This is a genomic window from Bacillus sp. FJAT-25509, from assembly GCF_001420605.1.
Lineage (GTDB): Bacteria > Bacillota > Bacilli > Bacillales > Bacillaceae_G > Gottfriedia.
Window position 1 is genome coordinate 479908 of the sequence record NZ_LJIZ01000003.1, and the last position, 20482, is coordinate 500389.

The following is a 20482-nucleotide window of genomic DNA, read 5'->3' on the forward strand; positions in this document are numbered from 1 at the left end:
TAAAACATTTATAGGTTAAGTGAGAATTAAATTTACGAAAAAACCTTCACTTTTGGTGAAGGTTTTTACAAATTATGATTTTATATATAGAGAGAATTCTAATGATATTGAGTAGTATATTTATTCTTAAATCCATAAGGATTCGATTTATGCCATTTCCAAGCATCACTAATGATTAAATCGATGTCTTCATACTTTACCGTCCAGCCTAAAACTTTTTTAGCTTTCTCTGAAGAAGCAACTAGAATACTTGGGTCACCTACTCGTCTAGAACTGATTTTATATGGTATTGGATGCTTAGTTATTCGACGAACCGCTTCAACAATTTGTAATACTGAATACCCCTTATTATTTCCAAGGTTAAAAATATCACTTTTCCCACCATTAAAAAGGTATTTAAGTGCTAGTAAATGAGCATCCACCAAGTCTTCAACATGAATATAGTCTCTAATACACGTCCCGTCTGGGGTATTATAATCATCTCCAAAAATAGAAATCTCTTTCCTTTGATTTAAAGCAACTTGTAAAATCAATGGAATTAAATGAGTCTCTGGAGAATGGTCTTCTCCAATTTCGGCTGAAGGCTTTGCTCCTGCAACATTAAAGTATCTTAGTGAAACATAATTTATACCATATGCTAAACTACTCCATTTCATCATCTTTTCCATCATTAATTTTGTTTCACCATAAGTGTTCGTTGGATCTGGAATGCAGTCTTCTGAGATAGGTACTATTTTAGGTTCACCATATACAGCAGCGGAAGATGAAAACACGATATTTTTAACATCAAATTCATTCATCACTTCTAATAGAATATGTGTGCCAAATACATTATTGCTAAAATACTCCAACGGTTTTTCCATTGATTCACCAACTAGACTATTTGCTGCAAAATGTAACACACCATCAATCTTTTCATTTTGAAATACTGATCTTAAAAATTCCTTATCTCGAATATCCCCATTATAAAAAATGGCTTCTGAATGAATCGCTCCTTTATTTCCTGTCTGCAAATTATCAACAGTTATTACATTTACGCCATTTTCAATCAGCATGTATACTGCATGTGATCCTATATATCCAGCTCCGCCAAGTACTAAAATATTCATTTTAATCACATTCTTTCGTTTTTAAGTTGTTTTTTGGTCATATTTTTATTCTTAAAAACAAGCAATTTTTGACCAAAGTAATTTAAAACCGTATATAACCCAGAACTAAATAAAACAGCTAAGTCATTTTTATAATTTAGAGAGATAAAATCCTGTAAATTTAAAATGTAATCAATTATTTTAGCTCCGAGATTAAATGCTATAAAATAACAGGTTAAAATGACTATAATAAACAATGGAATACTTTTTTTTACAGAGCCTTGACTTTTAAATGTAAAATTTCGATTTAAAATATAACTTACACAAGCTCCTATGGAATTTCCAATAAATGTTGAAATCCAATAAGACAAACCAAATAAATGAAGAAATAAATAAATGAATGATAATCCTACAACTGTATTTGCAATTCCTACCGCAATAAAACGGATAAATGTCTTATTCATCTTTGCCCCTTATTTACTAATTCAGAATCGCTCATTGTATATAAATTTGTTTCAATAGCGTATCTAGGTCGATTTTTTACTTCTTGATAAATCTTTCCAATATACTCACCGATCATTCCGATTCCCAATAATTGAACTCCACCTACAAACCAAATTGAGACCATTAATGATGGCCATCCACTAACCGTATTTCCTAATATATGTTGAACTATTGCATAGCCACCTGCTATCAAACTAAATATGATGGATAAAAATCCAAGCAGTGATACAAATCTAATCGGGGCTATACTAAATGATGTGATCCCGTCGAACGCAAAAGAGAGCATCTTTTTTAATGGGTATTTTGATTCTCCTGCAAACCTTTCTTTTCGATCGTAATAGACATTAGTCGATGGAAACCCTACAAGAGGAACTAGTCCCCTTAGGAATAAATTAGTTTCTTTATATTTGAATAATTCATCTAATGCCCTTTTACTCATTAATCGGAAATCTGCATGATTAGGAACTAGATTAATCCCTATTTTCCCCATGAATCGATAGAATCCAAGCGCTGTTGAACGCTTAAAAAAGGTATCTGTTTCTCTACTGTCTCTTACGCCATAAACAATATCAAAACCCTCTTTATACTTTTCTACAAAATTACGTATTACATTAATATCATCTTGTAAATCCGCATCGATTGAAACTACACAATCGGATTGCTTATAAGCAATTTCAAGCCCAGCAATTAGTGCGTTTTGATGCCCTACATTTTTAGCAAGCTTTAATCCTTTAACAAATAAATTATCGATACTTTCTTTTTCTATTAGTTCCCATGTTCGATCCTTACTTCCATCATCTACAAATAGAATTTTGCTATCATCTGAAATAAGAGAATCATAAATTAATTCTTCAATTAAGTAAGTGAGTTGATAGGCTGTTTCTTCAAAAACTTCCTGCTCATTGTAACAAGGTACAACAATTGTTAATAAAGGTATCATATATAATCACGTCCTTATAAAGTGGTTATTTTACTTCGTATAGATAGATGCGCCATGCTGAATGAACATCATCAAAAGTCTTCATCAATCTAAGTCCATTACTATTAGCATTTTCTATTGGGACAGCCGCAAAAATATATTCCCCACCCAACTTTTTAAATTCGTTAATATTTAGTTGTAAATGATGGATTTTTACGTTCGAGTTCTTTTTAAATTCATAATTTTTACCTAGTTCAGCTACAAATAAATAGCATCTTCCACCCCAATGATCGAAGTAATTTTCAAGTAAGGGGCTTTTTTCAAGTTCAGGTGCAATTATTTTTCTAAATTCGTGTTTATATTTTAACGAATAAAAATTATTATATGTATCGAGTGTGTAAAAACCATTGTACTGAGCAATCGCAGGGTGAATGCCTATACTTGCAACTCGATAACTATTTTTAGGTTTACCAATATATTTGGAGATTTCACTAAATTGATTTACAGCATAAAATTGTTTAAAAGATGGTTTCCCCGAAACTCGATAGACAATCTCGTCATTCGCACAAAACATTACGATTACTTGGACTACTAAACAAATTTTCACAAACTTTTGCCAACCTTTTCCCTTTAACCAAAGAAGATAGGCTCCAACAGCAAACATTAAATAGATTATTAAAGGTCTTAAAAAATGAAATCTAGCAAAATTAAACGTATTTAAAAGCTGAAATTGTTCTTTTACTGGCTTCCATCCTTTATAAAACCAAAAGGCGTACCAAACGGATAATAAAAAATTAAGAATAAATAAGGATAGAAACCTTTTTTCTATAATTCCTCTTTTTTTATTTCTTAAAGTCCAGAATACAATAAAAGATAAAGGAACAATGACTAGAGTGTGAAGTGTTAGTACATGTGTATGTCCTAAAAAATAATTCTTAAACACTAATCGAATCGTATGCCAAAAACCCAATGTAGAGCTTACAAACTCGTTTCTACTTGTTGGTTCAGATGGAATGACTAATGAGAATACAAGGCGATATTCTATTGCTAAATACATTAAAGTCATTAATAAAATACTTAAAAAGAACACTAGATTGATTTTCTTTTTTACAAATACATCTCTTAACCATAGCAATCCCATAAATACTAAAAAGAAAAAGAATCCTAATACAAAACTAGAATAGAAAGGTAATAAAATAAGGGTAATCCAGTCTTTCCAAGAATATTTCCCAATTCTTATATTTAGAAACGCCCAAAGTGCTAGTGGCATTCCCAATGTACTTAGCATTCCGGACGGCCAAAATGGCGTTAGTGCAAATGCAAGTGAGACCCATACTCTAATAAGGTAATTTTCCTTTGATGTTATAAAATGCTTTCTTAACAGGATATACATCCCAAAAAACGCGAAAAATCTAGTAATTGTCTGTCCGATGGAATAAGCTAGCATCGGCGAAAAGAGATTATTTAGCCACTGAATACCACTAAATTCCGTTCCATAAGCATTTCTAGGCAATCCATTAATGATCTGTGGGATTGTAGAATTTAATTTACCAAATAATTGCCCTGAATTTTTAAGTGTTTTATACCATGCAATGTTTGAATCTAAATTATCATGTACTCTAATGTGAGCATTTTCTCCTAATATGAAAAGTGGAGAAACATAAATGATCATTAAGATTGTTGCAATCACTAAATGTTTATTTTCCTGGCTTAGTTTCTTAAATAGTTTCATATTTATTACACCACTTTGTTTATATATTGTTTTTTGATTACTGATTAATATTTCCCTCGCTTTATCTTTTTAGTTATATCATTACTAGCTCTTTCTCATATCTATTAATATTAAAATTCTTTTCTGAAAATCAGATGAAAATTTGACTAAAATTTCATTTAAATTTGCCTTATTATTTTCATAAGTAAAAAATATTCATTTTATTATGTGCATAAAAATTTGATTAGATTAATTTCTTTAATAATATATAAAGTTTTTAGAATTCATTAAATCATGTACTAGAGGTGTAATCATGCTGATTTTTGTGGATGACGAACAAAAAAAGTTTCATCTAACAAACGGAAGAATTAGTTATGTATTTTATGTCATGAAAAATGGTCAACTTGGGTCTTTGTATTTTGGAAAAGCAATTGACATTCATTCAAATTTTACTCATATCCAAAATGACAATTCTTCTACAACATATACTTCTTATTATTATGCTGATCGATCAATTAGTCTTGAAACGATTAGACAGGAATATCCCGTATATGGCACTTCTGACTATCGTGAACCGGCATTAAGTATTCGTCAGTTAAACGGTAGCCATATTACTAACTTTATCTATAAAGATTTTACAATTACAAAAGGGAAACCAATTTTACAAGGTTTACCTGCCACTTATACAGAAAATGAAGAAGATGCTGAAACAATTCAGATTGTTCTTGAAGACTCAATTCTTAAAGCTGTGCTTGTCATTTCCTATACAATATTTAAAGATTTATCAGTTATTACTCGAAGTGCATATATTTGTAACCAAGGAATTGAACCATTTTATTTAGAGAGATTCATGAGTGCAACGATTGATTTTCCTGACCATGATTTCATGATGATTCAGCTAAGTGGTGCATGGTCTAGAGAGAGACATATAAAGGAACGTCAGTTAGTGATGGGTACACAAGGAATCTCGAGTTTGCGAGGCTCAAGTTCACATCAACATAACCCATTTCTTGCCTTTAGAAGAAAGGAGACTACAGAAAATCATGGTGAAGTATTTGGTTTTAATTTAGTTTATAGCTCAAATTTTATTGCTCAAGCTGAAGTTGATCATTATGATATGACTCGAATCACGATGGGAATACATCCGTTTCGATTTACCTGGAAATTATCTGAAAACGAACACTTTCAATCCCCTGAAGTAGTGATGGTGTTTTCTGATCAAGGAATGAACGGAATGAGTCAAACTTATCATGATTTATATCGAAACAACTTAATTCGTGGAAAATGGAAAAATAATGAACGACCTATATTAATAAACAATTGGGAAGCCACTTATTTCAATTTTAATGAAGAATCCTTACTTCAAATCGCAAGAGAAGCAAAACAACTTGGGATTGAATTATTTGTATTAGATGACGGTTGGTTTGGTAAAAGAAATAATGCAACTAGCTCTCTAGGCGATTGGTATTCAAATACAGAAAAATTCCCTAAAGGAATAAATAGTTTTGCAAATCAAATTAAAGAGTTAGGTTTAAAATTTGGTCTTTGGTTTGAGCCTGAAATGGTTAGTCAAAATAGTAATTTATTTAAAAATCATCCTGATTGGATTATTTGTACACCTAATCGACAAGTTTCTTTAGGAAGGCATCAACTAGTCTTAGATTTCACGAGAAAGGAAGTTGTCGATCATATTTATAAAAAAATGGCAGATGTTATAAAAAATACAAATTTGGACTATATAAAATGGGATATGAATCGAAATATTACTGAGGCTTATTCTAAGAAGTTAGCTAATGATCAACAAGATGAATTTTTTCATCGGTATATTTTAGGTGTGTATGAATTATATGAACGACTAGTAAGTGATTTTCCAAATGTGTTATTTGAATCATGTGCTGGCGGTGGTGGTCGATTTGATCCTGGTTTATTGTTTTATGCACCCCAAGCATGGGCTAGTGATAATACAGATCCAATTGAACGATTAAAAATTCAATACGGTACCTCACTACCATACCCAATTTCTAGCATCGGATCACATGTATCAGCATCACCTAATCATCAAACATTACGTTATACCCCATTATCAATTAGAGCCAATGTCGCATTCTTTGGAACATTTGGTTATGAATTAAATCCTTCGATACTTACAAAACAAGAAAAAACAGAAATTAAATCGCAAATACAATTTTACAAACAGCACCGATCATTAATGATGAACGGAGATTTTTATCGGTTACTTGATCCTTTTAAGGATAACGAAGTAGCTTGGATGGTAGTAAGTAAAAACAAAAATGAAGCCATTATAGGCTGGTACAAGATATTAGCAAGTCCAAATCCACCGAAGTACCAGACTTTAAAACTGACAGGTTTAAATCCAAATACGAAATATTTACTAAACAATACAAATCGCACTTTTTATGGAAACGAATTAATGGAAAATGGAGTCCCCTTACCACCCGAATTTAATGGTGCCAATAAAAAAATTGCAAAACGAGCAGGTGATTTCCAATCTTGCATCTTTCATCTTGTTTGTTGTGATTAATTGAACGAAACTAGTACTTAATGTCTTATAAAAATGATATATTGACCAATCAAACGCTTGTCTTTTCGTGCAATAAATCTTGCAGATGTGCGATAAACACAAGCGTTTTGATATGGTCGAAAACCATTCAATATTAAAAAAGGTTCTTAAGCTTTCAATAATTCCTCAATTGTCGCTCTCATCTCTTGAGGATTTGTTTGAGGAGCAAATCGTTCAATGACTTCACCATTTTTATTAATAATAAATTTAGTAAAATTCCATTTTATTGATTTTAACCCCATAATACCAGGAGCTTTTGAGCTTAAATATTTAAATAGTGGATCTGCTTTGTCACCATTTACATCAATTTTTGCAAAAACAGGGAAGGTTACACCAAAATTCAATTCACAAAAACTTTGAATTTCTTCATTTGAACCTGGCTCCTGATTCATAAATTGATTACATGGAAAACCAAGAATTTCTAATCCGTCTTCTTTATATTCTTCATATAATGCTTGTAAATCTTTATATTGAGGAGTATATCCACATGCACTTGCAGTATTTACAACAATCACAACTTTATCTTTATAATTTGAAAGAGATACTTCTTCGCCCTTGCTATCTTTTACTTCAAAATCATAAATACTCATTTCACATTCCTCCTTCTTCCTTATAATGTTAATAGTAATTATTTTCCATCAAAAAGTCTATTCTAATTACTATATTTTGAAAAAAACCTTCAAACCTATTAGTATTTAAATTATAGTTTAATTAAACTAATTTCTTCACCTTTTAACTAAAGAATGGAGGTAAGTGTATGCAAGATTTAGGGTTTAATACATATTTAATTGATTTATATGATTTATCGTTTCAGGAACGAACGGGTAGCTATATTATATTAGATGAAGATATTACAATCATTGAAACAAGTGCAAGCCCTTCCCATGAGTATTTATTAAAAGGTTTAAAAGAGTTACAAATTTCATTTGAAAAAATTAAAAATGTTATCGTAACACATATTCATTTAGATCATTCAGGTGGCGCTGGCTTGCTAATGGAAAAATGTCCAAATGCAACTCTTTTTGTACATCCAAAGGGAGCTAGGCATTTAGAAGATCCGACAAAATTAATTGCGAGTGCAAAACAAGTTTATGGTGATGATTTTGATCGTTTATTTAACCCAATCCTTCCAATTGACTCTACTAAAATTTATCAGGTAGCCGATAGTGAAGAGCTTGTTATTGGTAAAAATCGTAAACTAACATTTTTACATACTCCAGGTCACGCTAATCATCATATTTCAATTTTCGATTCTTCTAGTAAATTTATGTATACAGGAGATACTTTAGGTATTTATTATCCACAGCTTCAAAAGGAAATCGGTACGTTTATTTTACCATCGACATCACCTAATCAATTTTCATACGAAGCAACTCTAAGTTCATCAAAAAAAATTCAAGAGTATAATCCGGATGCTATTTGCTTCGGTCATTATGGATTAACTAGAGATACAAATTTCGTATATGCGTCTTTAAAACTATATTTAGATCGTTTTATAAAACTAACTGCTACCACGATTGAAGAAAATAAGGAAAAAGCTTTTTATGAGAAAAGTAGGATTCTGTCAGAAGTATTATACAACGAAGTAAAACAAGATCTTCAAATTAAGAATATAGATGAAAGTAATCCGGTTTTCCAGATTATTAAATTAGATTTGGAAGTTTCAGCTATGGGATTAGTACTGGCTATGGATCAAAATTAACCAAATAAAAAACTTCAGCCATTTGGCTGAAGTTTTTTATTATTTTTTACCCTTTTTTACCGGTTTATTTTTGCTCGAAACAGGTTTTTTGTTTTGATTCGAAACTGGTTTTGTTCTTTTTTCATTTGATTGATTTTCATTCAATTGTTTTTCGTTCATTTCGATTTTTTGTATTTCGCCATGTGAAACGGTTAAATGTTCAAAAAACATTTTTTGCGTTCCTCTTAAGCTAAATAAATTCTTTTTCTCTCGAGGTGTTACCAAGTTTATAACAGTACCTTGTTTACCCATTCTTCCTACACGGCCACTTCGATGAGTATATTGTTCAACTTTTTCTGGTACATCAAGTGTTATAACGTACGGTAACTCTTGCAAATCAATTCCTCTTGCTGCTACATCAGTAGAAAATAGTAAAGTAGTTTTACCAATTTGAAGATCTTTTAAAACTCGGCTTCTTTCCATTTTCCCTAGTTTTGAATGCAGTACCGCTGTTTTAATTCCTCTAAAGTTTAATTTAGAAGCGTATCCTTCAAGTTTAAATGGATCATTACTAAATACGATTGCTTTCATATTTTGAACAGAACCAATTCTTCTAAGTAATTCTAGCTTCTCTCTTTCTTCACAAGGAATAAACCCATGGACTATATTTCCTTCCAAGCTTTGTTCAATCGAAATTTCTTTTAGATTTGAACTTGTTTCTTTTGCAAACTGCATTGCTGCCGGTGTGATTGTTGCCGATAAGAATAATAGTTGGCGATCTTTCATTGTTGCTTTGACAATTTGCGGTAAATCTTTTTGATCATCCGTTTTTAATAATTCGTCTACTTCATCAAAAACAATTGTCTTAACACAATGCATTTTTAATTTTTTTTGTTTAATTAATTGTGAGATACGCCCCGGTGAACCAACGATAATTTTAGGCTTCTGTTTTAATTTTTCAATCTGACGTTTTATATCAGCTCCACCAACAATTGAAGCAACCTTTATATTTGTATTTTGTGTATAGTCTTGGACAACCTGAAAAATTTGCATGACAAGTTCACGAGTTGGAGCCATGATAATAATTTGAGGATTTTCTTCCTTTTCATCAACCTTATTAATCAATGGTAAAACATATGCAAGAGTCTTACCAGTACCTGTCGGAGATTGCGCTATAACATCGTTCCCTTCTAAAATTGCGGGGATTGCTTCCTCTTGAACTGGTGTCCATTTCGTAATATTATTTGCTTTTATTTTTAAGATTGTTTGTTCTGCTAATTGAAAATGTTCCATTTAAATCTCCTTTAATATTTGCTCATCGTACCATTGTAACATTATTTCTGTATTATGTACCAATTCTTCTATTAGATCGAAGTCATCTTCGGTCATTTTATTTTGAAATTTTATGTTTACTGACGATTCAATGATATTTTTATCTAAAATAGACTGTTTAATGTTATAAAATGGAGTGAATTGTTCAGTTGTCTTATTTTGAAATAAAAGTAGACTTCTTTGAATGATTTCGATTTCTAATTGTTTAGGAAAGGAAAATTCAAGTTCAATATAACAACCTACTTCAGTATTTCCATTAATTAATTCATTATATAAATCACTAGCCGTTGTATTCATTGAAAATGTGCAACTAGTTGTCTTAGTCGACTTGTTTAGCTTCCTAAATTTAATTGAGAATAATCGATCCATCTTGGAAAGATTAACAAAGTCATTTCGATCGATGATTTCATATTCTCCGTCTAGATCTTTATCATATATAAGCCCTTCTATTACAACCTTCATATTATCAAAAGCGGTCGGATCAAACATTATTTATACTCCTTTAAACTATAGATTCCTTTAGTTCGCTTATTTTCTATTATGTATCATATTAAACGAACCACACAAAAAATAATCCGATAAAATCGTCTTGATTCAAATTTTATCGGATCAATTTTTATTTAACTATTTCAAATTGGCTATTATAAAGATTTGCGTAGAAACCTTCTTTTTCCATTAATTCATCATGCGTACCTTGTTCAATTATATCGCCATCCTTCATACAAAGAATCAAATCTGCATTTCGAATAGTCGAAAGGCGATGCGCAATCACAAAACTTGTTCTTCCTACCATTAAATTGTCCATTGCTTTTTGAATGAGTGCTTCAGTTCTCGTATCAACACTACTCGTTGCTTCATCTAAAATTAATATTTCAGGATCTGCCAAAATTGCTCGAGCAATCGTGATCAGCTGCTTTTGACCTTGGGATATATTATTCACTTCTTCGTTAAGTATCATATTGTATCCATCAGGCAGGGCTCTAATAAAGTGATCAGATTGAGCAGAAATAGAGGCATTTTTAATTTCCTCATCTGTTGCATTTAGTCTTCCAAAACGAATATTATCCGCAATGGTACCATTAAATAGCCAAGTATCTTGCAGAACCATTCCAAATAATGATCTAAGTTCATCCCTTTTATAATTCTTTATGTTATGTCCACCGATTGTGATTTCCCCACTATTTACATCATAAAACCGCATTATTAAATTTACAATTGTTGATTTACCAGCTCCTGTAGGCCCAACAATTGCAATTTTTTGGCCAGGTTTAACGACTAAATTAAAATCATGAATTATCATTTTTTCAGGTGTATAACCAAAAGCAACATGATTAAAGCGAACATCACTAGTAACTTCATTATGCTTAATTGATAGGGCATTTGTTACTTCAGGTACTTCTTCTTTTTCTTCTAAAAATTCAAATACTCTTTCTGCTGCAGCTGCAGTTTGTTGAAGTATATTTGAAATATTAGCAATTTGTGAAATTGGCTGCGTAAATGAACGAACATACTGAATAAAAGCTTGAATTCCTCCGACTGTCATTGATCCATTTGCAGTAAAATATCCACCTAATATACAAATAGCAACGTAGCCAATGTTTCCAATAAAAGCTGTAATTGGAATCATAAGTCCTGATAGAAAATTTGCTCTCCATGCCGATTTATATAACTCATCATTATACTCACTAAAGGCTCTTGTAGATTCTTCTTCACCACTAAATGCTTTTACTAAAACATGATTTCCTAACATTTCTTCTACATGTCCATTTACTTTTCCTAAATATCTTTGCTGGTTAATAAAATGTTTTTGAGATTTTTTAACGATCATCATGACAAATACCATTGAAAGAGGCAATATGCATAGTGCAACTAAAGTGAGTTGCCAGCTGATCGAAATCATCATAATTGTTATACCAATAATTGAAGTAATCGATGTAATTATTTGCGTTAAACTTTGGTTTAATGTTTGATTAATCGTATCAACATCATTTGTTATTCTAGAAAGAACTTCACCGTGACTAGTTTGATCAAAATAACTTAAAGGTAATTTATGAATTTTATCATTTATATCACTTCGAAGCTTATAAGTTACCTTCATCGTAACACCACTCATTACATAGCCTTGAAAATATGCAAAAAGTGAGCTTAATAAATATAAACCGATCAACCATAAACCAATTACACTTATTTTCCCAAAGTTAATTTTTCCACTACCACTAATTTGTTTCATGACACCAGAAAAAATTTCATCTGTCGCTTTCCCAAGAATTTTTGGCCCTAGTATTGTAAACACAGTTGAAATAATTGCTAGTATAAAAACAAAAATGATCGTCTTTTTGTGCGCTCCTAAATACCCCATCAATTTTGTCATCGAACCTTTAAAATCTTTCGCTTTTTGACCTGGCGCCATTGGAATATTTCTTCCAAACATTTGACCAGGACCACGACGAACACCCTGATTTTGAAAAGTATTTTTATTAGAATTGCTCATGCTAATTCCTCCTTGGATAACTGCGATGAAGCAATTTCTAAGTATTCTGGGCAATTTTTCAGAAGTTCTTTATGAGTACCTTGGCCTACAATCCTACCGTTATCTAAAACAACAATATGCTCTGCATTCATGATCGTATTTACGCGTTGGGCAATGATGATCATCGTCGCCGATTCTATCTCTTCATTTAACGCTTTTCTTAGAGCAAAATCCGTTTTAAAATCAAGCGCAGAGAAACTATCGTCAAAAATAAGAATTTCAGGTTTCCTTGCTAAAGCCCGAGCGATCGAAATTCTTTGTTTTTGGCCACCTGAAACATTATCTCCACCTTGAGAAATTTCAGCATTAATTTCCCCTTCTTTTTGAGAGATAAATTCACTAGCCTGAGCGATTTGGGCTACTCTTTCCATTTCTTCATCAGAAATATTTTTATTTCCGTATTTTAAATTAGAAGCAATTGTCCCTGTTAATAAAAGACCTTTTTGAGGTACATACCCTATTTTAGTACGTAAATCCTTTTGCTTTACTTCCCTTAGATCTACACCATCAACTAAGACTTCTCCTTTGGAAACATCATAAAAACGTAATATTAAATTTGCAATTGTTGTTTTCCCCGAACCAGTTGGACCAATAATAGCAGTTGTTTGTCCTGGCTTTGCAACAAATGAAATATCATTTAGTACATCATTTTCAGCACCTTCATAACGGAAACAAACATTTTTAAATTCAACAAATCCTTTTTTATTCGCTTCGAAGTTTTTATGAGACTTTGGATCGATAATTGTTACTTCAGTCGACAACACTTCTGAAATACGTGCACCAGAAACAGCAGCTCTAGGAACAAGGATAAACATGATTGAAATCATTAAAAATGCTGTGATGATTTGCATTGCATATTGCATAAATGCGATCATATCGCCAACTTGCATATTAGATTTAGCAATTTGATGGGCACCAACCCAGATAATTAAAAGTGATGACCCATTCATAATCAACATCATTGAAGGCATCATCAGTGTCATGATTCGATTAACAAATAAATTCGTTTTCGTTAATTCGCTGTTTACCTCTTGGAATCGCATTTTTTCATGTGAAGCATTTCCAAAAGCTCTAATCACCATCAATCCCATTAAATTTTCTCTTGAAACTAAATTTAATTTATCTATTAACTTTTGAATTAATTTAAACTTTGGAATAGCAACTGTCATGATTATCATAATTAAAGAAAGTAGAACGATCACAGCTAATGCAATAATCCAACTCATCGAAGCAGATTTATTGATTGCCATTATGATTCCGCCAATCCCCATTATTGGTGCATAACAGAGCATTCGTATCCCCATCATTAAAAGAGTTTGAATTTGCATAACATCATTTGTACATCTTGTAATCAGAGATGCCGTTGAAAATTTATCAAATTCATTGTTAGAAAAGCTTTCAATTTTTTTGAAAACATCTTTACGTAAATTCCTAGCAACGCCAGAAGCAATTCTTGAGGACAAGAAGCTGACTAAGACTGTAGCTATTCCTCCAAGTAAAGCAATCGCAATCATAATCAATCCAATTTTAACGATATATAGACTTCCTAATTTGTGTAAATTAACGCCTAAATCTGTATAAAATGCTTTCGTCATCATAATACCACTTTGAGTTAGTAAGGTTTTATCCGATGAAATAGCTTTATTATGCGCATTTATTATCACATTTTTGGAAAGTTTATCAAACATTGGTTGTAACTCATATAGTTTAGTTACATTAATCTTATTTGAACGCGGCGTACTGCTAGTTTGTGCATGACTGACTTTTCCAGCAGATTCTTCTTGGATTATATTAAATAACGTCCATGTAGATACACCAAATGATTGATCAATTTGTTTTTCTGCATTCTTATTTAATTTTTTCTTTACGTATATGTTCTGATTTGCTTTTTTGTAAATACTTATGTATGTTTTCCCTTTTGAATTTTTATCAGTTGTAGATTTTAAATCATAATTATTCATTACAATTTCTTTTTCTTTATCCGTCATAAAGGTGGTCATTAGTTTCATACCTTTTTGACTAATTGCATCTGGAGCAACGTGCAATATACCATTTTGCTGTATACCATTGTTTACTATTTCAGACATATAGTTAGGTAAGTTCAAATCACACATGGCCTGACCAAATAAAAATAATATAGCTAAAATAATACTTGTACTAAATGATTTTAAATACTTAGCTAACTTGATCAAATGAGCATCTCTCCTATTTTGTTGTATTTTGGCTCCTAAACACTAACTCATACTGAAAAAACTCGCATCAAATGCGAGTAAATTTTTCAGTTTGAATTATTAAGTTAATTAAAACAATCCTTTTGGACGTCCTAGTTCATCTACGTCCATATTTAATGCAGCTGGTTTTTTCGGTAAACCTGGCATTGTCATTACGTTACCTGTTAGTGCAACAATAAAACCTGCACCAATTGATGCTTTAAGTTCTCTTATTTCTACTTTAAAACCAGAAGGTCTTCCAACTAAACTTGGTTGGTCTGATAAAGAATACTGAGATTTTGCCATACAAATTGGTAGGTTGCCCCAACCATTCTCATTAAATTCCAAAATTTGTTTTTTCGCTTTAGGAGAAATATTCACTCCGTCTGCACCATATACTTCTTTTGCAATTTTTTCTATTTTATTTTCAATTGAATCAGATAATTCATATAAATAATTAAAATTTTCTTTAGGATTTTTTAATATATTAACAAGTGATTCAGCTAGCTCTACGCCACCTTTACCGCCATGTTCCCATACTTCTGTTAAGACAATCTTAATGCCATTGTCTTGTCCCCATTGTTTTAATACGCTAATTTCTTCTTCTGTGTCAGAAATAAATTTATTAATTGCTACAACAACAGGTACATTGAATTTTTGAACTGTCTCTACGTGCTTTTCAAGGTTTTGGATTCCATCTTTAACCGCTAAAGCGTTTTCATTAGTCAATTCGTTTTTATTTACTCCACCATGCATTTTTAATGCTCTAATTGTTGCAACAATCACAACTGCGTCAGGTGTAACACCTAAAGCTCTAGTTTTAATATTTAAGAATTTTTCTGCTCCTAAATCTGCACCAAAACCAGCTTCCGTAACAACATATTCCCCTAATTTCATAGCCATTTTAGTTGCAATAACACTGTTACAACCATGAGCAATATTAGCAAATGGACCACCATGAATAATTGCTGGAGTGTGTTCAATCGTTTGAACAAGATTTGGTTTAATTGCGTCTTTAAGTAATAATGCAAGAGCTCCTTCTACTTTTAAATCTCCAACAGTTACTGGAGTTTTATGTATAGTATAGGCAACAACAATTCGTTTAAGCCTTTCTTTTAAGTCTTGAATTGATGTCGCTAAACAAAGAACTGCCATAATTTCAGAAGCAACAGTTATATCAAACCCATCTTCTCTTGGAACTCCACCAGATGGACCACCTAAACCTACAACGACATTTCTTAAAGCGCGATCATTTAAATCGACTACTCTCTTCCAAGTAATTCTACGCACATCAATTTCAAGTTCATTTCCTTGATGGATATGATTATCAATAAAAGCTGCTAAAGCATTATTGGTCGTAGTAATGGCATGGATATCACCGTTAAAATGCAAATTAATATCATCCATTGGTAAAACTTGAGAATAACCTCCTCCAGTTGCACCGCCTTTTACTCCCATTGTTGGCCCTAAAGAAGGTTCACGTAATGCAACGATTGCATTTTTGCCAATTTTGTGGAAAGCTTGTGCAAGTCCAACAGTGACCGTAGATTTACCTTCACCTGCAGGAGTTGGATTTATTGAAGTAACTAAGATTAATTTACCATCTTCATTTTCTTTTAATCGGTCTAAAATTGATAATGACAATTTAGCTTTATAATGACCATAGTTTTCAACTTCTTCATCAAAAAGATTTAAATTATCTGCAATTTCGGTTATTTTTTTCATTTCTGATTCAAAAGCAATTTCTAAATCTGACTTAACTTGACTCATTCAATCATCTCCAATTGCACTTCATTATAATCAAAATTATAGCACAATTTTACAAAAAATTCATTTTTAAAAATTCGAAATTCTTTCATCAAATCATTCAAAATTACTAATACTTTCTACTTATCAATGGAATCCAAAGTTACATACTATAGATAAGGCATTAAAAGAAAGGAGTGTAATTTTATGTATCGTCATACAAAGCATAATGAACATAAACGTAATCACAATTTACCAAAGGATCAAAATGAAGAATATAGTGCAGAGTTTTATCCCACAAGGAATGTGTTTTATTCGGAAACAACTTCAGATAAATCTCATGCCTCTGGAATTGTAATTGGATACGTAGCTCTATTTTTTTCACTATTTTCGTTATTTTTAATGCCTGTTATATTTGGGATTGTTGGAATTGCACTTGGAATATACTCTGTAACTAAAGGTCATTCCACTTTAGGATATACAGCAATTGGGTTTGGATTATTTTCGGTAATTGTAACTATTTTCTATAATTTATTAATTGTCTTAAGTGCAATACTTTAAGAGTAGATTAAAAAATAAGCAAAAAAAACCTTTAAGGTCCTTTCAGAATAGATGTACTTCATCTACACACTGAAAGGACCTTAAAGGTCCATGATATTCTTTCGCAAACGATCACTTACTCCATTTTACAAATCGAAAGACAATTAATTTTCATTAAACTTGAACTACAGACCATTCGTCATCTTTCTTTGAATAAGTTAAATTTGCAATATGATTTGTGAGGTCGCGATACTCTTCAACATTTTCTAAAATTTCATCTACACCAGAATAAAAATCAACTCGGAAAATAGGGATTTCGATTACCTTTCTATTTTCAACTCTTTCACTTAAATCGATTATTAATCCATCCTCCATTAAAGGATATAATGTCAACATTAATTTAATATTGATTGGATTAATTTGTTTTGAACGATTAAATATATTTAAACTTCTTCTCTGAAGTTGTGTAATTTTATAAGATATAACATTACAAAGCATAAAAATAAAATCATTAGTTCGTTTATAATAAACTTTTTGATACATTCCATCACTTATATTCATGTATGCAAAAGAATTGTTTAATCTTGGTATAAAAGGTTTTTGTAATGGTTCTTTTTTGTGAGCAAGATACAGTAATTCTGCGATTTCTTTAGGCTCTAGCTCATCTAAATCTGCTAATTCTTCAAAATCGATCCAACAAAGGTCGTCATGTTCACTATGTTCTAATATAAATTGATTAATATCTTCTCTTTCAACATAATAAAAAGAGGAATTTAAATTAAATTCGGACCATTGAATATCGTGTTTTAGCAAAAGAATGTTTTGAAGAGGAAAAGGAAGTCCTTGAACAAACTCTTTATAATTTATGCCTGAGGTTATAAAGCAATGATTATGGTTATCACCATAAATATAGATAATATCCTTTATTGAATCAATTCCCGCCAACGATATTGCCACCTTTAATTTTTTTCTTTATCATATCATACTTTATACTAAATTTATCATCAAAAATGATTAATTTAATTCTTTTTATCTAATATTTTTATACATTTTTTACCATAATTCCGTATGCTCTACCTCAAAAATAATGTTATACAGGAGGCCTACATAAAGCAGTAGTTTTTGTTTGAATTGGTTCTTTCGTAACAGAGCGAATACTCCATTCACCGTCATCATTTGAAAAATTAAATTTAACAAGAGTGTAAGGTGGTTGTTGATCTTGTTTATATGCAATTAATTGAATTGTTGCCCCGAATACGTATGTACCATTATATTTCTTTTTTAGATTTGTGATTGTTGCACAATTATATTGTTCTCCTGGACCGAACATTTTATATAAACGGTTATTTATACTAGGAAAAAGAATTGATAACACTGCATCTTCTAATACTTCATTTTGTACCGCAAATGCATTTACCGGTTTTGATGTCCCAATTAAGCATATTAATAGTATGATAATAAATCCTCTTTTCATATCTAATCCTCCATCTTAAGGTTTTAACAAATTACTTAGTATCTATTCTTTACAATTTACTGATGGTTATGAAAGAGAGTTTTAAATGAACATGAAATAGCAATTATAAGAAAAAGGAAAAAAGAAGACCATGAAAAGTTTTTTCTTTTCTCGGTCTTCTTTTTAGCTGTTAACTACACTATTGATGATCCCAATAGTATTTGCTTAAGATATCTGAGAGCAAGTCAATTGTTCTATAAAGTTCAGGTAATGTATTATCGACTCCTCCTACTTCGATTAATATTGAATGTGGCGATAAATCTTGGTTATAAACGCCATTTCCTTGTTTATAGTTTTTACTAAATATCCCTCTAGTTAAACCTTTGTTAAATTTCATAATTTCACTATTTAAATCTTTCGCTAACGCTAAGTTCTTTCTATAATTTTTGTTTTCTACTCCGACAATAAAGTATAGCTTTGCGTATTTTTGACCATCAATCTCAGTTGTTGTCACATTTTTTCTTTGATCATCACGATGTATGTCAATAAGATAATTTAAATCATTATCTTGAGCAAGCGCATTTTGTACAACCAATCTAGACATTTTATATGAACTTCCCCAATTCCAATTTCTTTTCGTTAATTCAGATCCAATATTTGTTTTATCGTCAATCGCGCCTATTCCATTTGCTTCTAAATTATTTTTTAATCGTTCACCTAATAAGCTTACATTTACTTTTGGAGAAGAAGCTTGATTTGGCGACTTTGCACCTGGGATTAAAGGTAAAAATGATTCCCAGCTATGTGTGTGGTAAATAAAAAAGACATCTTTTCCATTTGTAGTTTTTGATGGTGGATTTGCTGGATTTTTAATTGGTTCATTCACTGGATCTTTAACAGTTGGATTTTGGTTAATTTCGTCAAGTGTTAAGCTTGATTCGATTGGAAGATTCGTAAAATCAATTCCTTCTCCAGCGACTAATATATTATTTTCGAATTTTGTCATACTTGATATTTCATGTACTAATAAACTTTTTGGATCGTACAGTCTAATATTGGTAATAAATGAAAAAAGAATATTACCGAGAGGTTGTCCATTTTTATTGGAATCATCACCTGACTTAAAATGACCGTTTTCATATTCAAACGCTTTAATAAATCCTTCATAACTCATTTTTTCGAACCATTGATGTACATAATATGATTTGGTATTTTTCATTGATGTCACAAATAAACTAGCTAACAAAAATAATAAGACAATGCCTACAAAGACACTTGCCGTTACACGTTTAAGATTAATAGATTTTATATATATTGATTGTCTCATTAAATCACCTCTAATAAAACGTATGTACAAGCCCTATAGAATAGAATGAAAAAATTATTAAATCCTTATTAATTAATCCCTATCTATATAAAAAAGCGTGATTGGATTGTTAAATTGTCGGCACTTCAACATTTTAAACCACTCTCATTTATGAATTTTAAATAGAATTTAGATTAGTAAAAAAAGAGATGCCTCAAAAAGACACCTCATAAAAAAGTTCGTAATTTAATTAGTGTAAAAGCACTTTTTTAAATAGATTACATATTATTATTGTTGCAACGACTGAAGTTAGTTAATGGATTCACAACGCAACTATTTCTTGCAGCTTCTAATTGAGTTTCACAAAATGAGTTTGTTGCTGGTGATACCATACTGTTATTCATGTTTCTGTTTCTATTTTTTCTACATCCACATCTTCTATTATTATTCATATTTCTGTTTTCGTTTCTGTTTTCATTTCTGTTTTCATTTCTGTTTTCATTTCTGTTTTCATTTCTGTTTTCATTTCTGTTTTCATTTCTGTTTCTGTTATGGCTATTATTCATATTTTCACTCATTACTCTATCATTGTCATGATTTCTATGACAATCACAGTCATTACATGGTCTACGAACTTCAACAAACTCTCTCATATCTCTTACTGGAGATACTTCTTCTCTTCTACGATTGCAACCACAAAATCCCCACATTTAAGAACACCTCTATAATTATTTATTGTACATTTATAACATACGTAGAAATTTAGATATTGAATGTGTACATGTCTAGATATGAACAAGTTTTTTATATTATTTTTCGATTTAAATTGATAATTCGGTAAATGAAATTTTAAAAAAGCTCACTTTTATAAGAATTTGTTA

General features: G+C 31.0%; 17 protein-coding genes. 3 read left to right on the forward strand and 14 right to left on the reverse strand.

Features of this window, described 5'->3' with window-relative positions; all coding sequences use genetic code 11:
• Window positions 1-98: 98 nt before the first annotated feature.
• Genes galE through AN960_RS02700 form a run of 4 tightly spaced genes read right to left on the reverse strand, consistent with a single transcriptional unit; the run spans window position 99 to window position 4243 of the window.
• Window positions 99-1109, reverse strand: coding sequence for a UDP-glucose 4-epimerase GalE (gene galE, locus AN960_RS02685; RefSeq protein ID WP_056466416.1), 1011 nt, complete (start codon window positions 1107-1109; stop codon window positions 99-101).
• Window positions 1110-1114: 5 nt separating this feature from the next.
• Window positions 1115-1552 (reverse strand): GtrA family protein, encoded by a 438-nt coding sequence (locus tag AN960_RS02690; RefSeq protein ID WP_056466419.1) that lies wholly within the window; start codon window positions 1550-1552, stop codon window positions 1115-1117.
• The gene (locus AN960_RS02695; RefSeq protein WP_056466422.1) at window positions 1549-2532 is read right to left on the reverse strand and encodes a glycosyltransferase family 2 protein; all 984 of its coding nucleotides are present in this window, start codon (window positions 2530-2532) and stop codon (window positions 1549-1551) included. The genes AN960_RS02690 and AN960_RS02695 overlap by 4 nt, the downstream gene beginning before the upstream one ends.
• A gap of 25 nt (window positions 2533-2557) precedes the next feature.
• Entirely contained in the window at window positions 2558-4243 is a 1686-nt protein-coding gene (locus AN960_RS02700) for a DUF6044 family protein (RefSeq protein ID WP_056466426.1), read from the reverse strand.
• A 292-nt stretch (window positions 4244-4535) separates the two neighbouring features.
• On the opposite strand from AN960_RS02700, the gene AN960_RS02705 reads away from it, so the two are divergent.
• Window positions 4536-6764 carry an alpha-galactosidase gene (locus AN960_RS02705; RefSeq protein ID WP_056466429.1) on the forward strand — a complete coding sequence of 743 codons (2229 nt, stop codon included), beginning with the start codon at window positions 4536-4538 and terminating at the stop codon, window positions 6762-6764.
• A gap of 146 nt (window positions 6765-6910) precedes the next feature.
• Here the strand turns inward: AN960_RS02705 and AN960_RS02710 are convergent, their stop codons facing one another.
• A complete protein-coding gene (locus AN960_RS02710) occupies window positions 6911-7393 on the reverse strand; it encodes a glutathione peroxidase (protein WP_056466432.1) in 483 nt (160 codons plus the stop codon).
• 167 nt (window positions 7394-7560) lie between these two features.
• Here AN960_RS02710 and AN960_RS02715 point away from each other — a divergent pair, with 167 nt between their 5' ends.
• Entirely contained in the window at window positions 7561-8505 is a 945-nt protein-coding gene (locus AN960_RS02715; RefSeq protein ID WP_056466435.1) for an MBL fold metallo-hydrolase, read from the forward strand.
• 39 nt (window positions 8506-8544) lie between these two features.
• On the opposite strand, the gene AN960_RS02720 is transcribed toward AN960_RS02715, so the two are convergent.
• From AN960_RS02720 to AN960_RS02740, 5 genes are all read right to left on the reverse strand, one after another.
• Window positions 8545-9777: a DEAD/DEAH box helicase gene (locus AN960_RS02720; RefSeq protein ID WP_056466438.1), complete on the reverse strand. Its 1233-nt coding sequence runs from the start codon at window positions 9775-9777 to the stop codon at window positions 8545-8547.
• Window positions 9778-10305 carry a hypothetical protein gene (locus tag AN960_RS02725; protein WP_056466441.1) on the reverse strand — a complete coding sequence of 176 codons (528 nt, stop codon included), beginning with the start codon at window positions 10303-10305 and terminating at the stop codon, window positions 9778-9780.
• 127 nt (window positions 10306-10432) lie between these two features.
• Complete coding sequence (locus AN960_RS02730) at window positions 10433-12307, reverse strand: ABC transporter ATP-binding protein (protein WP_056466444.1); 1875 nt, start codon at window positions 12305-12307, stop codon at window positions 10433-10435.
• Window positions 12304-14538, reverse strand: coding sequence for an ABC transporter ATP-binding protein (locus AN960_RS02735; RefSeq protein WP_056466448.1), 2235 nt, complete (start codon window positions 14536-14538; stop codon window positions 12304-12306). The genes AN960_RS02730 and AN960_RS02735 overlap by 4 nt, the downstream gene beginning before the upstream one ends.
• Before the next feature lie 108 nt (window positions 14539-14646).
• Window positions 14647-16326 (reverse strand): formate--tetrahydrofolate ligase, encoded by a 1680-nt coding sequence (locus AN960_RS02740; protein ID WP_056466453.1) that lies wholly within the window; start codon window positions 16324-16326, stop codon window positions 14647-14649.
• Between the two features lie 183 nt (window positions 16327-16509).
• Between AN960_RS02740 and AN960_RS02745 the strand changes: the two genes are divergently transcribed.
• Complete coding sequence (locus AN960_RS02745) at window positions 16510-16863, forward strand: hypothetical protein (RefSeq protein WP_056466456.1); 354 nt, start codon at window positions 16510-16512, stop codon at window positions 16861-16863.
• A 153-nt stretch (window positions 16864-17016) separates the two neighbouring features.
• On the opposite strand, the gene AN960_RS02750 is transcribed toward AN960_RS02745, so the two are convergent.
• The 4 genes from AN960_RS02750 to AN960_RS24315 form a co-directional block, all read right to left on the reverse strand.
• Window positions 17017-17787 (reverse strand): hypothetical protein, encoded by a 771-nt coding sequence (locus AN960_RS02750; protein WP_056466459.1) that lies wholly within the window; start codon window positions 17785-17787, stop codon window positions 17017-17019.
• Window positions 17788-17932: 145 nt separating this feature from the next.
• Complete coding sequence (locus AN960_RS02755; protein ID WP_056466462.1) at window positions 17933-18316, reverse strand: DUF3888 domain-containing protein; 384 nt, start codon at window positions 18314-18316, stop codon at window positions 17933-17935.
• A gap of 178 nt (window positions 18317-18494) precedes the next feature.
• Window positions 18495-19622, reverse strand: a complete 1128-nt coding sequence (gene spoIIP / locus AN960_RS02760; RefSeq protein ID WP_286131557.1) for a stage II sporulation protein P — start codon at window positions 19620-19622, stop codon at window positions 18495-18497.
• A gap of 257 nt (window positions 19623-19879) precedes the next feature.
• A complete protein-coding gene (locus AN960_RS24315; protein WP_056466468.1) occupies window positions 19880-20311 on the reverse strand; it encodes a hypothetical protein in 432 nt (143 codons plus the stop codon).
• Between the last annotated feature and the right edge of the window lie 171 nt (window positions 20312-20482).